General features: G+C 61.3%; 11 protein-coding genes and 2 pseudogenes. 6 read left to right on the top strand and 7 right to left on the bottom strand.

The features are described from left to right. The 5 genes and pseudogenes from ABNU55_RS15010 to cysD all read right to left on the bottom strand — a co-directional run. Positions 1-1197: pseudogene (locus tag ABNU55_RS15010) on the bottom strand (hypothetical protein); the annotation flags it as partial. A gap of 173 nt (positions 1198-1370) precedes the next feature. Next, positions 1371-2402 carry a glycosyltransferase family 2 protein gene (locus ABNU55_RS15005; protein WP_348764528.1) on the bottom strand — a complete coding sequence of 344 codons (1032 nt, stop codon included), beginning with the start codon at positions 2400-2402 and terminating at the stop codon, positions 1371-1373. A gap of 106 nt (positions 2403-2508) precedes the next feature. Next, positions 2509-4347 carry a glutamine--fructose-6-phosphate transaminase (isomerizing) gene (glmS, locus tag ABNU55_RS15000; protein ID WP_348764527.1) on the bottom strand — a complete coding sequence of 613 codons (1839 nt, stop codon included), beginning with the start codon at positions 4345-4347 and terminating at the stop codon, positions 2509-2511. Positions 4348-4449: 102 nt separating this feature from the next. Next, complete coding sequence (gene cysN / locus ABNU55_RS14995; protein WP_348764526.1) at positions 4450-6354, bottom strand: sulfate adenylyltransferase subunit CysN; 1905 nt, start codon at positions 6352-6354, stop codon at positions 4450-4452. Then, complete coding sequence (gene cysD / locus ABNU55_RS14990) at positions 6354-7256, bottom strand: sulfate adenylyltransferase subunit CysD (protein ID WP_348764525.1); 903 nt, start codon at positions 7254-7256, stop codon at positions 6354-6356. The genes cysN and cysD overlap by 1 nt, the downstream gene beginning before the upstream one ends. Before the next feature lie 177 nt (positions 7257-7433). On the opposite strand from cysD, the gene ABNU55_RS14985 reads away from it, so the two are divergent. From ABNU55_RS14985 to cysQ, 4 genes are all read left to right on the top strand, one after another. Then, positions 7434-8249: a manno-octulosonate cytidylyltransferase gene (locus ABNU55_RS14985; RefSeq protein WP_348764524.1), complete on the top strand. Its 816-nt coding sequence runs from the start codon at positions 7434-7436 to the stop codon at positions 8247-8249. Continuing rightward, entirely contained in the window at positions 8249-8866 is a 618-nt protein-coding gene (locus tag ABNU55_RS14980) for a histidine phosphatase family protein (RefSeq protein WP_348764523.1), read from the top strand. The genes ABNU55_RS14985 and ABNU55_RS14980 overlap by 1 nt, the downstream gene beginning before the upstream one ends. A 78-nt stretch (positions 8867-8944) precedes the next feature. Further along, complete coding sequence (locus tag ABNU55_RS14975; RefSeq protein ID WP_348764522.1) at positions 8945-9907, top strand: Gfo/Idh/MocA family oxidoreductase; 963 nt, start codon at positions 8945-8947, stop codon at positions 9905-9907. Between the two features lie 35 nt (positions 9908-9942). Beyond that, on the top strand, positions 9943-10737 hold the full coding sequence (cysQ, locus tag ABNU55_RS14970; RefSeq protein ID WP_348764521.1) for a 3'(2'),5'-bisphosphate nucleotidase CysQ: 795 nt from the start codon (positions 9943-9945) through the stop codon (positions 10735-10737). Positions 10738-10818: 81 nt separating this feature from the next. Here cysQ and galE read toward each other — a convergent pair whose 3' ends face one another. Both galE and ABNU55_RS14960 read right to left on the bottom strand, forming a co-directional pair. Further along, positions 10819-11814 (bottom strand): UDP-glucose 4-epimerase GalE, encoded by a 996-nt coding sequence (gene galE, locus ABNU55_RS14965; protein WP_290749316.1) that lies wholly within the window; start codon positions 11812-11814, stop codon positions 10819-10821. Positions 11815-11976: 162 nt separating this feature from the next. Then, a complete protein-coding gene (locus ABNU55_RS14960; protein WP_290749313.1) occupies positions 11977-14892 on the bottom strand; it encodes a TonB-dependent receptor in 2916 nt (971 codons plus the stop codon). A gap of 257 nt (positions 14893-15149) precedes the next feature. Here ABNU55_RS14960 and ABNU55_RS14955 point away from each other — a divergent pair, with 257 nt between their 5' ends. Then, on the top strand, positions 15150-16583 hold the full coding sequence (locus ABNU55_RS14955) for a protein adenylyltransferase SelO family protein (protein WP_290749310.1): 1434 nt from the start codon (positions 15150-15152) through the stop codon (positions 16581-16583). Between the two features lie 102 nt (positions 16584-16685). Continuing rightward, a pseudogene (locus ABNU55_RS14950) lies at positions 16686-17122 on the top strand (acyl-CoA dehydrogenase); the annotation flags it as partial.

Here is a 17122-nt window from a genome sequence, read left to right as displayed (position 1 = left end):
AAGAGCCTCCCGCTGCTTCAGGGCTTTATCCTCCTTCGCAAGCGCCTCATCACGCCGGGCGCAAGCAAGGTCGTGAGCCTGCTGAAGAGCCTCCCGCTGCTTCAGGGCTTTATCCTCCTTCGCAAGTGCCTCATCACGCTGGGCGCACGCAAGGTCGTGAGCCTGCTGAAGAGCCTCCCGCTGCTTCAGGGCTTTATCCTCCTTCGCAAGCGCCTCATCACGCCGGGCGCAAGCAAGGTCGTGAGCCTGCTGCAGCACCGGCGCTTCCGCAGCTTTCTCGTTCACGCGGTCGAGGGCACGCGCCAAAGGCGCAACGCCATGAAAACGTTTGAGAAGAGACCGCACAGATCGATTGCTGGATACGGATTTGTCGAGCGCAGGGAGTGCCGACAGTTCAAGCAGCTTTTCGTGGACACCCACGATGATGTCAGAAGCAAGTCCGGTGCGCTTCAGTTGATTTTCGCTGATTTTCTGCGTCCTGAGGACATCCTCAAGGAACTCATCTGTATACGACTTCAATACCCGCGAGGATTGTGGCGGCATGGACAAGCCAAATGTCTTTGCAATTCGCGCTAGCTCTGGGACGGGCGTATCAAGGACTTTGTCAAAATCTACGAAAATGCGCGACTTGGCGCTGGTCGCCTCAAGCGCATCGCAGACGTATCGCCCCCACAGCGCCGCGCCCCGCTCCAACATTAGGCCATCCCTTACCAGCAATGAACGAGCGACGGCCAATGGATTGCGGACCGGAATGATATAGCCCGTCTCGACATCGATATCCTGAAGCACATCGAACCAGAATGGCATCAGGATGCTCAACCTGGGATCTTTGAGGCCCACCGCCTCACTTGCATTGAGCTTGCGCCGGATAAACGCTCCAGCCTCAAGCCGTTCCGTGAGGAGGTCCGGGCCGGTCATCAGGGCCGGATCGATGGGGGCTAGATCATACCAGGAATGGCCGGTCTTCTTGAGGATGCGCTCATTGAGCTCGATCAGCTCCCTGTCCTCAAAAAAACCCTTCGGATTGTCCTCCTGAGGCGGAATCAAATTATCGCCCAGGTCGACGCCCAGCACTTCAAGGCCCTTGGTAATGGCGCTCGTGCCCGACCTGTGCATGCCGAGGACCATCAACAGTTTTGGGCGTGCCTTGGCGCTCTCGCCCTTCGTGGTGGCGGCGGTTTGGCTTGGCTTCGTCAACGTCTCATCCAGCTCTTCTGGTCCCCATCTGCTCCAGACCTGTAGCGAGCTTCCATGACTCGTCAAATCTCGGAAATGGGCTCTCCCTCTAAACCTTGCGGTGTAGCCTGTTCGCGGTCTGCAAGAAAGACCCGGACAGAGCTACACGCTTGCTTTCCAGCATTGCGCCGGCCCTAGCCATATCCTTCGCGAACATGGACATGGCGCCCGCTCATCTTGAATGGGTTCCAGGCCATGGCCCTTGCAAGGGCCCAGGCCGAATAGCCGCCTTGCCGGGCGCTTTTGCCCCGCCTGCGCATCCTGAAGCTACCGCGGAAGCCATCACGCATCCCGCGCCAGGTCGGCGAGCCGCGCCCTGTCATGCCAGCGCGGACGAGAAGGTAGACCGACAGAAGGAGATGCCCGGGAAGCGTCAGCAGAAACAGCACCGCCGGCATGTTCTTGGCATACGTCCAGACCCGGTTCCTCGTGCCGTGATAGATCGCAAAGTCACTGGCACGCCCGGACAGGCCCCCGCCGATATGGTGGATGACAGCGCGCGGCAGGAACACGCACTCATGCCCTGAAAGCCGCAGACGAAAGCCGATATCGACATCTTCGCAATAGCAGAAAAACTGCTCATCCATGCCGCCATGGGAGAGGAAGGTGTCGCGGTGAAAGACCGCTCCTGCCCCGCAGGGGCTGAAACATGTGCCTTCATCCGGCAGCTCACTGGCTGGCCGGCCAAAGCCGCCGCGCCACGGCATGCCGAAGATCAGATAGGCGTCACCCGCCCCGTCCAGCGTGTCGCTGTCGGCCCCATCAAACTGGGCCGAGGCAAACATGCGCACATCCGGATGGCGGGCCTGCCCGCGGGCAATCTCCTCAAGCCAGTCCGGCTCGGCCTGCGCATCGGGGTTCAGGCAGACCAGCCACTCTCCTTTCGCCTTTGCGGCGGCGATGTTCGTGGCCTTGGCATAGCCATGGTTCTCACTCTCGGCGAGAAGTGTGAAAACAGGAAGGTCGCTGGTCTCAAGCTCCGACACAGATCCATCCGTCGAGCCATTATCGACGAGGATCACCTCGAAATCGCGGCGAGTCTGCCGGCTGAGCGATCGGAGCGCGGTGCGGACATAGTCGCCGCCATTATAATTGACGATGATCACCGAGAAGCTGACCGGCCCCGACCCATCCGCAGGATTAAACGTGTCTTCTTGCGCGTTCATGATCCAGAGAAGTCTACCGCCTGACGAAAATGGGGCTTATTGCACGCGTCACCCCACCCGTCGAGTTTTGAGAGAGAGCACAAAGCCGGATCTTGACCGTACCCGCCTATTCAACCGTGACGGACTTTGCGAGATTACGCGGCTGGTCGACATCGGTGCCTTTCTCCACGGCCACATGATAGGCGAGAAGCTGGACAGGTACCGAGTAGAGGATCGGTGCGACAAACGGATCGCAGCCCGGCATGATCAGCGTGCTGGCGGGCGTATCACCCGCCTCCTCCACGCCTTTCGCATCGCTGATCAGAATGACCGAGCCATGACGGGCAGCAACTTCCTGAAGGTTCGACAGGGACTTCTCGAACAGACGATCACTCGGCGCCACGAACACGACCGGCGTGGTCTCGTCGATCAGGGCGATCGGCCCATGCTTGAGCTCACCGGAGGCATAGCCCTCTGCATGGATATAGCTGATTTCCTTCAGCTTGAGCGCGCCTTCCAGCGCAATTGGGTAATGAACGCCGCGCCCCAGATAGATGACATCCCGCGCCTTCGCCACGTCGCGGGCCATGCTTGAGATGGTCTCGTCCAGTTTGAGGCACTCCACCGTCAACCCCGGTATTTCGTTCAGCGCCTTGGTCAGGCGGATCTCATCGTCGCGGCCGAGCGTGCCGCGCTGGACCCCAGCAGCGATCACGACAGCCGCAAGAGCGGCAAGCTGTGCGGTAAAGGCCTTGGTCGAGGCCACGCCGATTTCAGGGCCCGCCAATGTCGGCAGGACAAGATCCACCTCACGCGCAATAGTCGAGGTCGGCACATTGACGACAGCGGCCGTTTTCAAGCCCTTTTCCTTGCAATAGCGAAGTGCCGCCAACGTATCTGCGGTCTCGCCCGATTGGCTGACGAACAGAGCAAGTCCGCCTTCCTTTGGCAGCGCCGGTTCGCGGTAGCGAAATTCCGATGCAATATCGGTCTTTACGGGAAGGCCAGCAAACTGCTCGAACCAGTATTCCGCCACACGGGTCGCATAATGGGCTGTCCCGCAAGCGACCATGTGGAGACTGCTTATCGCCGTCCAGTCAATCTGCTCGCCTTTGCCCCCCGGCAGCGTGATCGACCGCTTCAGCGGATCCACATAGGCGTTGATGGTGCGCGACAGGGAATCGGGCTGCTCGAAGATTTCCTTCTGCATGAAGTGGCGATAGTTACCCTTCTCGATCGCCGCGCCCGCGCCCTGGACCAGCACGGGCTCGCGCTCCACACGCTCACCGGATTCAGAGCGGATTTCATATTTCTCACGAGAGAGAACGCACCACTCATTTTCCTCAAGATAGACGACGCGGTTCGTGAAAGGTGCCAGCGCCAGCGCATCGGAGCCAAGATACATCTCTCCGTCACCCAGCCCGATGGCGAGCGGCGACCCGCGCCGTGCGCCGATCATCAGGTTTTGGCGCCCTTCGAAAAGTATGGCGAGCGCGAAGGCACCCTCCAGCTCGCCCAAAGCCTTCCCGACAGCCTCAACTTCGCTGTCACCCGCTGCGAGGTATGAGCTCACCAGATGAGCGATGGTTTCTGAATCGGTTTCAGTCTCGAAAACATGGCCGCGGGCCTCGAGCGACTTTCTGAGTTCGCGGAAATTTTCGATGATGCCGTTATGGACGACGGCCACGCCGCCAGAGACGTGCGGATGCGCATTGCCAAGCGTGGGAGACCCGTGGGTGGCCCAGCGCGTGTGGCCAATCCCCTGAGAGCCCGTAAGCGGCTCCTTGAACAGGATTTCCCGCAGATTGTTCAGCTTGCCCGGGGCGCGCCTGCGATCCAGCTTTCCACTATCGTCCAGCGTGGCTATGCCCGCGCTGTCATAGCCGCGATACTCCAGCCGGGTCAGCGCCTCCAGAAGGCGCGGTGCCGCTTCTTCATTGCCCAGGATACCGATAATTCCGCACATATTCAGAAAGCCATTCTCTTGCCTGCCTTACCGGCCTTATTGGACTTTCCCCTGCCCTGCCAACCCAAATGAGATGACAGAATGTGACGGTGGGCCGCAAGGCTAGCCTGTCAGAAGTCCTGCGTTCTGAAGATGGGCGATCACCTGTTCTGCGGCGTCTTCAGCAGAGAGCTGGGTGGTATCGAGGCGCAGTTCGGGGTCGGTGGGGGGCTCATAGGGGCTGTCGATGCCGGTGAAATTCTTGATCTCGCCGGCGCGTGCCTTCTTGTAGAGGCCTTTGACGTCGCGCTTCTCGGCCTCTTCCAGAGAGACATCGACATGGACCTCGATGAACTCACCTTCCTGCACCATCTGGCGCACGATGCGCCGTTCGGCCCGGAACGGTGAGATGAAGGAGACAAGCACGATGAGGCCCGCGTCGATCATGAGCTTGGCGACCTCGCCCACCCGGCGGATATTCTCCACCCGGTCGGCATCGGTAAAACCAAGGTCATTATTGAGGCCGTGGCGGACATTGTCGCCGTCCAGCGTGTAGGTGTGCTTGCCGAGCGCGGCGAGACGTTTCTCGACGATGTTCGCCACCGTCGACTTGCCCGCGCCCGACAGCCCCGTGAACCAGAGCATGACCGGCTTCTGCCCCTTCATGGAGGCCCGCAGCTCACGCGAGACATCCATGGCCTGGCGATGGATGTTGGAGGCGCGGCGCAGCGCAAAGTTGATCAGGCCGAGACCGACCGTCTCATTGGTCATCCGGTCGATGACGATGAACCCGCCCATGCGGCGGTTCTCATTATAGGGATCGAAAGTGATCTCGCGGTCGAGCGCGATATTGACCACGCCGATCTCATTGAGGCCCAGCGTCTTGGCCGCCTCATGCGCGCGCGTGTTCACATCGATGCGGTATTTCTGCTCGGTGACCTGCATCTGCACGTCGCTGGCGCCGATCTTCATCATGTAGGACCGCCCCGGCAGCATGGGGCTGTCGGACATCCAGAGCATGGTGGACTGGAACTGGTCGGACACTTCGGCCGGCGACTGGTCGGCGCAGATGACATCCCCGCGCGAGATATCGATCTCGTCGGCCAGCGTCAGCGTGACCGACTGGCCCTCGACGGCCTCATCAAGGTCACCGCCCATGGTGACGATGCGCGAGACCGTGCTGAACCGCCCCGATGGCAGCGCCCGGACCTTCTCGCCCGGCTTGACCGTGCCGGAGATGACCTGGCCGGCAAAGCCGCGAAAATCGAGATTGGGCCGGTTCACCCACTGGACCGGCATGCGGAAAGGCTTCTGCTGGGCGTCCGATGCGATCTCGACCGTGTCGAGATACTCCATAAGGGGCGGGCCGTCATACCAGGCCGTCTGTTCGCTATTTGTGACGACATTGTCGCCCGCCAGCGCCGAGACAGGGATCGCCTGAATGCTCTCAAACCCGAAATCGGAGGTAAACTCGCGATAATCGGCCTCGATTTCCTCGAAGACGTCCGGGTCATAGCCGACCAGGTCCATCTTGTTGATGCAGAGCACGACATGTTTGATGCCCAGCAGCGAGACGATGAAGCTGTGGCGCCGCGTCTGGGTGAGCACGCCCTTGCGCGCATCGATCATCACAATGGCAAGATCGGCCGTCGAGGCACCGGTCGCCATGTTGCGCGTATACTGCTCATGTCCCGGCGTATCGGCGACGATAAACTTGCGCCGGTCGGTCGAGAAGAAGCGGTAGGCGACATCGATGGTGATGCCCTGTTCGCGCTCTGCGGCGAGGCCGTCGACCAGAAGCGCGAAGTCAATTTCCTCGCCCTGCGTGCCGAACTTCTTCGATTCATTCTTCAGCGAGGCCAGTTGATCATCGAAGATCATCTTCGACTCATAGAGAAGCCGGCCGATCAGCGTCGACTTGCCGTCATCCACCGACCCGCAGGTGATGAAGCGCAGCAGCGACTTTTCCAGCTGGCTGTCGAGATAGGCCTCGATATTGGTGAATTCGGGGGCTGCGTATCCGTCCATCAGAAATAGCCCTCCTGCTTCTTCATCTCCATTGAGGCGGGCGCATCCTTGTCGATGGCGCGGCCCTCGCGCTCTGACGTCGTGGTGCGCAGCATTTCCTCGATGATTTCAGTGATGGAAGACGCCTCTGACTCCACCGCGCCGGTCAGCGGATAGCAGCCGAGCGTGCGAAAGCGCACTTTCTTCATCTGGGGCGTTTCGCCGGACTCCAGGGGCAGGCGGTCATCGTCGACCATGACCATGATCCCGTCGCGCTCGACCACGGGGCGTTCGGCGGCAAAATAGAGCGGCACGATGTCGATATTCTCCTGGTAGATATACTGCCAGATATCGAGTTCGGTCCAGTTGGAGATCGGGAAGACCCGCACGCTCTCGCCCGGCTTGATCCGTGTATTGTAGAGTGACCAGAGCTCCGGGCGCTGGTTCTTCGGGTCCCAGCGGTGCTGGTCCGAGCGGAAGGAGAAGATGCGTTCCTTGGCGCGCGACTTTTCCTCATCGCGCCGCGCCCCGCCAATCGCCGCATCGAATTTGTGCTCGGTCAGCGCCTGTTTCAGCGCCTGCGTCTTCATGATGTCGGTATGCACGGCCGATCCATGCGTGAACGGCCCGACGCCTTGCTCGACGCCTTCCTGATTGATGTGCACCAGAAGGTCGATATTCGGGTCATCCTTCAGCGCATCCCGGAAAGCGATCATCTCGCGAAACTTCCAGGTCGTATCGACATGCAACAGCGGAAACGGGATCGGCCCCGGATAAAACGCCTTGCGCGCCAGGTGCAGCAGGACAGAGCTATCCTTGCCGATCGAATACATCATGACCGGATTCTGCATCGAGGCCGCCACCTCCCGCAGGATGTGAATGCTCTCGGCCTCAAGCCGGTCGAGATGGGTCAGTTGCGTCATAGATGGTCCAGACTAGCTCTACAGGCCTGGCTAGGTAACAAGCACGAATTGCGTCAACAATGTAGCAGCGGTCAACTCTGGAACAGGGTTTTGCTAAACTGACGAGCCGTCCCCCTGACTTGACGAAACCCCGGCCGCCCCTCACACCGGCCCCGCCTGGAGACTAGAGCGACCAATTTGAAAACCCTCATCGTCATTCCCGCCCGTATCGGTTCGACACGCTTTCCGGCGAAGCCGCTGCACCAGATTGCTGGCCATTCGCTCGTCTCCCGCGTCGCTGATGTCGCCGCACGGGTCGCCGCGGAGCGCAAAGATACGGACTATGTGATCGCCACCGATGACAGCGCGATCATGGACCATGCGCGAGAGATCGGGGCCCCCGCAGTCATGACCGATCCGGACCTGCCATCGGGCACTGACAGGGCGCTCGCCGCCGCCCTTGCGCTGGATACGGCGCCGGACTTTGTCCTCAACCTGCAGGGCGACGCACCCTTCACCCCGCCCGCCTATCTCGGCGCCCTCATAGACGCGGCCGCCACCACCGACGCCGACGTGGTCACGCCTGTGGTCCAGCTCGACTGGGCCGCCCTCGACACGGTGCGCGAGCAGAAAACGCGCGAGCCCTTCAGCGGCACAAGCTGTATCCGCCGCGCAGACGGTATGGCGATCTGGTTTTCCAAACAGGTCATCCCGGCCATCCGCAAGGAAGACAGGCTGAGAGAGAAAGAGACCCTCTCTCCCGTCTGGCGCCATATCGGCCTTTACGGGTTCCGCATGGCCGCGCTGGAACGCTTCGCCGCCCTGCCTGTCGGCCATTATGAGGCACTCGAAGGACTCGAACAGCTGCGCTTCCTGGAGAACGGCATGAGCATCTTCACAGTCGCAGTCGAGCCCGGCGCCAACGCCATGTGGGGTATCGATACGCCCGAGGATGCCGCCTTCGCCGAAAAGCTGATCGCCGAGCAGGGCGACCCGATGGAGGCGCCCCGCTGATGGCCCGCACGCTCTACATCGTCCGCCACGGCAACACGTTCGACAAGGGCGACACGGTCACCCGTGTCGGCGCACGCACCGACCTCCCCCTCTCCACCTCCGGTCAGGCGCAGGCTGAGGCTCTGGCGGCTCATTTCGGACCCATTGCCTTCGCGCAGGCAATTGCCGGCCCGCTCAAACGCACCCGCCAGACGGCAGAAGCGATCCTTGCCGGACAGGCCGCCCCGCCAGAGCTGGAGATCGGCAATTTCCTGCGTGAGATCGATTACGGCCCGGACGAGAACCAGCCCGAAGACGCCGTGATCGCCCGCATCGGCCAGCCCGCCCTCGATGCCTGGGAGCGCGACGCCGTCCCCCCGCCCGGCTGGCGGTTCGATCCAGCCGCGATTGAAGGCCAGTGGCAAAGCCTGTTCGCAAAGCTCGCCAGATCCGAAGAGACAGGCCCTGTCCTGATCGTCACCAGCAATGGCATCGCCCGCTTTGCCCTGACAGCTGCCGCTCTCGCCCCAGACCCCGCCAGACATGAGACACTGAAGCTGAAGACCGGCGCCTACGGCATCTTCCAGCTTGCCGGCGATGGCAGCGTCACGCTGAATGACTGGAATGTAAGAGTCTGAGCCGCAGACACGCAGTTGCCGCCAGCGCGCAGACTGGTTACGCGAGTGAGCTTGTCGCCGCAGGTCCAGAGTCCCCCGATGAAAGCGTTGCGTTTTGCAATCCTCGGAAAAAGCCATCTCGCTGTAGAGCGCCTGCAGGCCATCGAAGAGAATGAAAACGCCCGCATCGTGCGCAGCTTCTCGGCCGCGCAGGTTGCCCGCTTCAAGGCCGATGACTGGGCCAGTCTGCTTAACCGCAAACATATAGACGCGGTGGTCATCGCCCTGCCCGCCGATAGCGCCGCGGACGCCGCCCGCCGTGCCCTTCTCGCCGGAATCCATGTGCTGAGCGAGCTGCCCGGCGGCCTCACGGTGGAAGACATCATCAATCTCCGCGAAGCCGAAACGAAAAGCGACGCGGTCCTGAAATTCGGCTGCTCGCTGCGCTATCATGAGAGCGTGCGCGCGGCAGAAGACCTGGTGCGCACCGAGCCCTATGGCCGCTTACTGACGGCCCGCGCCGTCTATGGCCATGCAGGTTTTCCCGGCCCCGACGCGCGCCAGCATGGCATTCTTCTGGGCCACGGCATCCATATGCTGGACCTGCTGCACGTCTTTTTCGGCCCGTTCGAAAGCGTCAAGGCCATGGCGCCCGAAGGGCCGGATGGTCAGGCGAACCTCTTTGCCATATTGAAGAGCGGCAGCGGCGCCATTGCCCAGCTCCACACCTCCGCCACCTCCTGGCGCCAGACCTTCCGCATCGAACTGGGCTATGAACAAGGTTATGTCTGGCTCGACGGTCATCTGCCGGGCCTCGCCGCCTATGGGCCGGAAATGCTCATCCATGCGCAGCTTCTGCCCGACGCGACCGGCGCGCCCCAGCCCAATCCCGAAGAGACGGTGATAGAGTACAGGCACGTGGCATTTGCCGCCCATGAACTCGAGGAATTCCTCGCCGCCGTCAGAGGCGAAACACCCCTTCGCCACGGCACCAGCCGGCATGCCTTCGACGCAATGAATATCGCCCAGCGCATTTGCGCAGCCACCGAAACATGGGCATAAGCGAAAGCGCGACAAGGCAGGGTCAGGGACAGGGAATGACGATTACAGGCGAACAGCTCGCGCGCATTGCGCTGGATGCAGGCAGGCTCATCATGGACATCTACTCGACGGATTTCGACGTCGAGCGCAAGGATGATGCCTCGCCCGTCACAGAAGCCGACGCCAAGGCAGAGCTGCTGATCCTGGACGGGCTGAAAGCTGCCGATCCGGACCTCAAGGTCGTTGCCGAGGAATCGGTTTCGGCCGGAAAGATCCCCGACCATGGCCACCGCTTTGCGCTGGTCGATCCACTCGACGGCACCCGGGAATTCATTAATCGGAACGGTCAGTTCACGGTGAACATCGCCATCATCGAGCACGGCAAACCCGTCATGGGCGTCGTCTACGCCCCGGCGCTGTCGCGCCTTTTCGTTGCCGAAGGTCCCGCGCATGCCTGGCAGGCAGATGTGAAGCCGGGGGCACCTGTGCCCGGCGAGGACGCCCGCCGCCCACTCCACATCCGCGCCTGTCCAGATGCTGGCGCGACGGCCATCGCCTCCAAATCGCACCGCTCGCCAGAGACAGATGCCTTCCTCAAGAAGTTCAAGGTCGCAGAAATCGTCTCAGCCGGCTCATCGCTCAAATTCTGCCTGCTTGGCGCCGGCGAAGCCGATCTCTATCCGCGCATGGGCCGCACCATGGAGTGGGACACCGCTGCCGGGCACGCCGTCGCAGAAGCCGCCGGCGCCCGCATCCTGACAGAGGAAGGCGAACCGCTACGCTATGGCAAGCGCGAGCGCGGCTACGACAATCCGCACTTCATCGTCTATGGCGACATATCGCCTGCCTGACGGGCATTTGAACGGTCGTCGAAAAATACCCCGCGAGCGGTCACCCCGAACGAAGTCGGAGGAAGGCGGCTGGCAGCCCCCTTACCTCGCAGTTTTCCGCTCGATCTCTTTCAGGTGCCAGCCATAGGCCGTCTCGATCACGCGGTCGACGCCGGACTGGACAGGTGTCCAGCCAAGGACCTGCGCGGCCTTCTCAGCCGAGGCCACCAGCGCTGGCGGGTCACCCGGGCGCCGGGGGCCGACAGAGCGCGGCACGGGCTTGCCTGTCACGCGTTCAACCGCCTCGACGATTTCCATCACGCTCGTGCCTGTGCCGGTACCCAGATTGAACGCATCCGATGCACCGCCTGCCTCAAGATAATCGAGCGCCTTCAGGTGCGCGTCCGCAAGATCCATGACGTGGATATAGTCGCGGATACAGGTGCCATCGCGCGTATCGAAATCATCTCCGAAAATGGTCAGCTTGAACGTGTCGTTCAGCACGCCTTCGATGCAGAGCGGAATGAGGTGGGTCTCCGGCTCATGGCGCTCGCCGATCTCGCCGTCCGGTGAGGCGCCTGCCGCATTGAAATAGCGAAGCTTCACCGAGCGGATGCCATGGGCAACCTCATAATCGTCCAGCACCTTCTCCACGAAGAGTTTCGACATGCCATAGGGGTTGATCGGCCTCTGCGGCAGGTCCTCCGTCATCGGCATTTTCTCCGGCACGCCATAGGTCGCGCAGGTCGAGGAGAAGATGATCTGCTTCGTTCCGGCCTTCGCCATCGCATCGAGCAGGCGCACCGTGCCCATCACATTGTTCTCGTAATAGAGGCCGGGCTGCTCCACCGACTCCCCGACATAGGCGAAGGCGGCAAAATGCGCCACGGCATCGGGCTTGTATGTCTCGAAGGCGGCGTCGAGATCCTCGGGGCTCAGCAAATCCCCCTCGACCACCTCCCCGAACTGTACGAAATCGCGCCAGCCGCGTGAGAAATTGTCGAACACCACAACCCGCCAGCCAGCCTCGCTGAACGCCTTGCAGCAATGGCTGCCGACATAACCGGCCCCGCCGGTAACAAGCACGGTTTTCGACATGGTCAGTGTCTCCTCGATTAAAAGCCAGCCTGCTCCGCTACGCCGGGCATTCTCTCCCAAAAGCTCAAATGCCTCCTTGCGTCAAAGCAAATCTCGGCGTCCGGCAAAAGAAAAAGGCGGCCCCGAAGCGCCGCCTTTCCCAGTCTGGACTAATCCTGCGCCTTAGCTGCCAGAGCCACCGAAACGCTTGGTCAGGCTGACCTTGAAGGTCCGGCCGAACGGATTGTGCGTATAGGGATCATAGCTCACATCGAAATAGGCGAGCGGCGGATCCTCATCGAACACGTTCACCACGCTGAGGCCGAGATCGAGGTCATAGTCCGAACGCCAGGTATAGAAGGCGTCCACAGTGGTCATGGAGTCGATTTCCGAAGGCTCGCCGACAAAGGCGCCCTGCAGGTTCGGCGTGCCACGCTCATCCTCATAGGAGTCGACATGGCGGACCACACCGCGAAGGTTGTGATTGCCGAAAGCATAGTTCGCCGAGAGGTTCGCCTTCCACTGCGGCAGGGACCGCGAGAAGTTGGACCGGTTGAACTGCCCCACACGATCACCGCCCGGAATGATCACATCCTCAATCTGGAAATCATCGACATCGTATTCGATGATATAGGTCGCATCGAAGCCCAGTGAGAACTCGCTGGCCCCGAGATCCCAGACCTGCTCGGCCCGGAAATCGATACCGGATGTCTTGAGATCCGGACCATTGACCACATTCGTCCTGACACGGGCAATCTCGCTTGCCTGGTTGATGCCGTCATTATTGGCATCGGTGAACGTGATGCGCGACAGGATCGCAGCATCAGTGTCACCTGCTGCAAGCGCAGCGAGAGCTGCCGGCACGATCTCGGCCTGATCCTCAACAATGATCGGATCTTCGAAGTCGAAATTGTAGTAGTCGATCGACGCCGTGAAGCCGTTATTATTGTCGAACAGCGCCCCGATATTGAAGCTGAACGCCGATTCCGGGTCGAGCTGCGGATTGCCGAACTGGTCGACCGCCTTGAAGGCAGACGCCGGGGCGACAAACTGCAGGGTCGTGACCTGACCATCGACCTGGTTCAGCGTCGGCCCCTTGAAGGAGGTCTGCGCCGAGCCGCGCAGCGCAAAGCTGTCGGTCGCCTGCCACTTCACAGCCACTTTCGGATCGAAGGTCGAGCCTATATCGCCGCCATAATCCTCATAGCGGGTCGCAACCTGCACGTTGAGATTGTCATAGAGCGGGATCTGGAGCTCCCCGAAGATCGCATAGATCGTCTGATCGAGGTCCGAAGCGTTCGTGCCCGCAAGGAAGGAGAACGGCCCCGTGCCGCCCGGTCCCGGGCTCTCGGCAAGGTCCGTCACCTGGTTCGGATCGACTTCAAAGCCTTCACGGCGGACCTGCGCACCAAGAGCCCAGCTCACCGGACCGCCTTGGGCGACCACATTGCTCTGACCGCTCAGCGCGGCATCAAAGACAAGCAGGTTCGAGGTGACAACCGTGCCGACACCATCGGTCAGCCAGGCTGCCAGCGTTTCGGAGTTTTCCAGGCCCGGCACATAGGTCGGGTTCGCCTCTCCCGTCACACCATTGGTCGCAATCGCATTGGAGAAGGGGTTGTAGTATTCGCACGCGCCCTGCCCTGCGACCAGCGAACCAGTATAGCCGGGATTACCGAACGGCGCAGTGCCTGTGGCCGGATCGACGCCCGTTGCTGCATCGGTACACACACCGAAGCCGTTAAGCGCAGCGGTGAAGCCGCGGATATAGGTATCGTTCGTGATCCGCTCGCCTTCGGTTTCGTGGAAGGTGAGACCCGTATTCCAGGTCACGCCATTCTCGAATTCCCCGTCAAAGCTGCCCGCGAGGCGGTAGCTGTCATAGGTCCGGTTGCCCTGCTGGGCGCCGCCCGTGACCGGGAAGCCGCCCCAGCCGAAGGACCGGCCGATAAACAGCGCGGCAACCGTGCCGGGCGGGAAGAGGCCCGGATTGTCGGCCCGGTACTGGATAAAGCCCGGACTGGTGGCCGGGATGACCTGATTGGCAACTTCCTGCGGCGGATAGGACGGAGATGTCTTCCATTCGGGCACATCTGTATGGGCATAGAGGCCTTCCAGGTGGAAGTTGATGCCATTGCCGAAAGTCCGGTTGTACTCGGAGAAGATCTGATAGCGCTCTTCTTCCTCGACCAGATTGTCATACTGGGTGAACTGGAAATAGCACTGGTTGGTCGCCGTCACATAGGGGTTCTGATAGCCGCCCACATCGTCACAGCCGACATCGTTCACATTTGCTGCCAGCGGACGTACCGCGCCGCCGACAAGACCCAGCGGCACATACCGCCCCGGATTGGAGAGTGACGACCAGCCGCCGACCGGGTTGGACTCATAGTCGCGAACCGCCCAGTCCTTTTCGATCAGGCCGACCTCGCTGCGGAACTGATACCCCGCAGAGGTGACCCAGTTCCAGTTCTCGCCCTGCAGGCCATAGGCGGCTGAGATATCATACTCGCCGTCGCTGCCTTCAAAGGTCTCATACTGGGCGGAGACCTCGAACCCGTCGAGATCGTCCCGCGTGATGAAGTTCACCACACCGGCAATGGCGTCAGAACCATAAACGGCGGCAGCGCCATCCTTGAGAACTTCGATCCGGCCAATGGCGGCGGACGGAATGACATTGGTGTCAACAAAGAGCTGGGCCTGCTCACCCACGCCATAGGGTGCAAAGGTCTGGCGTTTGCCATTCAGAAGCACCAGCGTCCGGCCCGGGCCAAGGCCCCGCAAATTGATGTTCGATGTGCCTTCAAGGCCGTTGGACGAGAACTGGTTGGTCTGGCCATCGACACCGGTCGATACACCCAGATTGCGGATCAGCTCTGTAATCGACGGCGAGCCTTCAAGCTGCAGCTCGCCCGCTGACAGAACATCGACCGGCAGCGCCGCATCTTCCGGCGTGCCCGCAATCGCCGACCCTGTCACTGTCACCGTCTGCTGGCGCAGCGTCTCGTCATTCTCATCATTGTCCTGGGCGTGTGCGAGCCCGGCCGCGCTTAACGCGAAGACCGATGTCGCCAGCAGCCACTTGTTTGTGGTTCTCATGAATATTCCTCCCAATTATTAAGCAATCCGCTCTTTGCGGCGGACTCCCGAGGATCACTGCCTATTTGGAAGGTCTTTTCAATCGGCCTTCCTTGCTGCAGCGCGGCAGAAAGACCTAACAGAATAGATAGCTATCATTTCAGATAGGTCCCGCTGCCAGCCAGATCATGGAAATGGAATTCCCCTTAGGGAAGGCAGGGAGGCGTTTTTTGCCTCACCTTGTTGCCGCGTCCCGAAAAAACTGTCATCAGCCGGGCATGGATTATCAGCCCGCGCCAGAGTTCACCGCCCTGTCTGACGCCTTCGCAGACGCAGCAACACCCGCACATTTTCGCATGGCCGTGTTGCGTTTTCGCAACACTCGATGGGCCGAGCGCACCGGATTGGGGCAGCTCACACCCGAGGAATGGACCGCCCATTTCGCGCGATTCGAGCCGCTCTCCGGCAATCTCGAAACCCCGCTCGCCATGCGCTATCACGGCCACCAGTTCGGCGTTTACAACCCGGAGCTTGGCGACGGCCGGGGCTTTCTCTTCGCTCAGCTTCGCGATGATCAGGGCCGTCTCCTGGACCTTGGCACCAAGGGCTCCGGCCAGACGCGCTGGTCGCGGCGCGGCGATGGCCGTCTCACCCTGAAAGGCGGCGTGCGCGAGGTTCTGGCCGCGCAGTATCTAGAAGCCCACGGCGTCAAGACGTCCAAGCCCTTCAGCCTGATCGAGACAGGCGATGAACTGGAACGCGGCGACGAGCCCTCGCCCACGCGCAGCGCTGTGCTGACACGCCTCTCGCACAGCCATATCCGCTTCGGCACCTTCCAGCGCGCCGCGTCCTTAGGGGAGACCGAAAACCTCGCCCGCCTCATCCGCCATTGCTGCGAGGTCTATTATCCCGACGCGCTGGACGAAGACCTTGCCGTCATGACCCCGGCCCTCCTCCATCGCATCACCGAACAGACCGCCCGCATGGTCGCCCAGTGGATGGCAACGGGCTTTGTCCACGGCGTGATGAATACCGACAATTTCAACATTACCGGAGAGAGCTTCGACTATGGCCCGTGGCGCTTCCTGCCGGAGTCGGACCCGAACTTCACCGCCGCCTATTTCGACCAGCAGGGTCTCTACCGGTTCGGCCGCCAGCCCACCCAAGGCCTCTGGGCGCTGCAACAGCTTGCGATCGCCATGTCGCCGCTCTGCGATACCGATCCGCTGGGCGATGCGCTGCAGGCCTACGAACCCACCTATCAGGCAGCGCTCGCCGCCCATAACCTCAAACTCTTCGGGCTTCAGTCCGCAGGCGAACTTCAGGACGACCTCATCTGGCTGCAGGCGCTCTATACCTGGATGTCGGAAACCCGCGTGACCTGGCCGCAGGTCTTCTTCGACTGGTTCTGTGGACGCGAGAGCGAAGCCCGCGCAGAGGCCAGCCCGATTGCGGACCAGTATAAGACCGAGACGTTTGCCCCGGTGCGCGCCGGCCTCATGGCCCGCACGCCGGACCGCCCCGAACGTCTCAGCCATCCCTACTGGCAGCGGCAAGCTCCCGCCTCCCTTCTCTATGATGAGGTCGAAGCCCTCTGGGCCCCCATCGCGGAAAGTGATGACTGGAGTGCGTTCGAGACCAAACTCGCCGACATCGATGCGGCCCGCGAGGCGCTCGATATCCCGTTCGAGGCGCCGCTCGCCAAGGCATAGCCTACCCCTGCGGCAATATTTGTCGCTGCGATGCAGCAAGATTTGTGTCAAATGCGCGCCAATGCGATAGATATATGGCGCAAGAGACGCCCGGAGGGAAAAATGGACGGTACAGCCGCGAACAAGATTTCACCTGTCATGGAGGACCTGCTCGGCGCCATGAAGGATGCCGTGACCAGCCTGGAAGCCTATGGCGAGGATGCAAAGGCTGCGATGCGCGCCCGCCTCGCCCCTGAAGGCAAGATCGACCGCAAACTGCTCGACCATCACCAGCATTCCGCCCACGGCCTTGCCTGGGTCATCACCTATGTGGAGACGCTGCGCGAAACCGCAGACTGGGCCGACCGGATGAGCGAAGAAGGCAAGTTCGGTGAGATCGAACAGCTCCTCTCCCAGATTCTCTTTTCAGAATATTGCGCCCAGCTGATCGGCGGCATCCCGATGAACCAGGGCGAGATCATCCGCCCCGCTGACATCGGCGTCTCCAAGGAGGGCATGCAGCGCCTGTTCGAACCGGCCGTCCAGCGCTTCCTGACCGA

Source organism: uncultured Henriciella sp. (assembly GCF_964005855.1).
In the GTDB taxonomy this organism is placed as follows: domain Bacteria; phylum Pseudomonadota; class Alphaproteobacteria; order Caulobacterales; family Hyphomonadaceae; genus Henriciella.
Note: the sequence above shows the minus strand (reverse complement) of the source record. Positions and strands in the feature narration are given on the sequence as shown.

Bases quoted from the DNA above. Each gene is read 5' to 3' on its own strand.
- ABNU55_RS15005 (WP_348764528.1), bottom strand. From the start codon at position 2,402: ATGAACGCGCAAGAAGACACGTTTAATCCTGCGGATGGGTCGGGGCCG.
- glmS (WP_348764527.1), bottom strand. From the start codon at position 4,347: ATGTGCGGAATTATCGGTATCCTGGGCAATGAAGAAGCGGCACCGCGC.
- cysN (WP_348764526.1), bottom strand. From the start codon at position 6,354: ATGGACGGATACGCAGCCCCCGAATTCACCAATATCGAGGCCTATCTC.
- cysD (WP_348764525.1), bottom strand. From the start codon at position 7,256: ATGACGCAACTGACCCATCTCGACCGGCTTGAGGCCGAGAGCATTCAC.
- ABNU55_RS14980 (WP_348764523.1), top strand. From the start codon at position 8,249: ATGGCCCGCACGCTCTACATCGTCCGCCACGGCAACACGTTCGACAAG.
- ABNU55_RS14975 (WP_348764522.1), top strand. From the start codon at position 8,945: ATGAAAGCGTTGCGTTTTGCAATCCTCGGAAAAAGCCATCTCGCTGTA.
- cysQ (WP_348764521.1), top strand. From the start codon at position 9,943: ATGACGATTACAGGCGAACAGCTCGCGCGCATTGCGCTGGATGCAGGC.
- galE (WP_290749316.1), bottom strand. From the start codon at position 11,814: ATGTCGAAAACCGTGCTTGTTACCGGCGGGGCCGGTTATGTCGGCAGC.
- ABNU55_RS14960 (WP_290749313.1), bottom strand. From the start codon at position 14,892: ATGAGAACCACAAACAAGTGGCTGCTGGCGACATCGGTCTTCGCGTTA.
- ABNU55_RS14955 (WP_290749310.1), top strand. From the start codon at position 15,150: ATGGATTATCAGCCCGCGCCAGAGTTCACCGCCCTGTCTGACGCCTTC.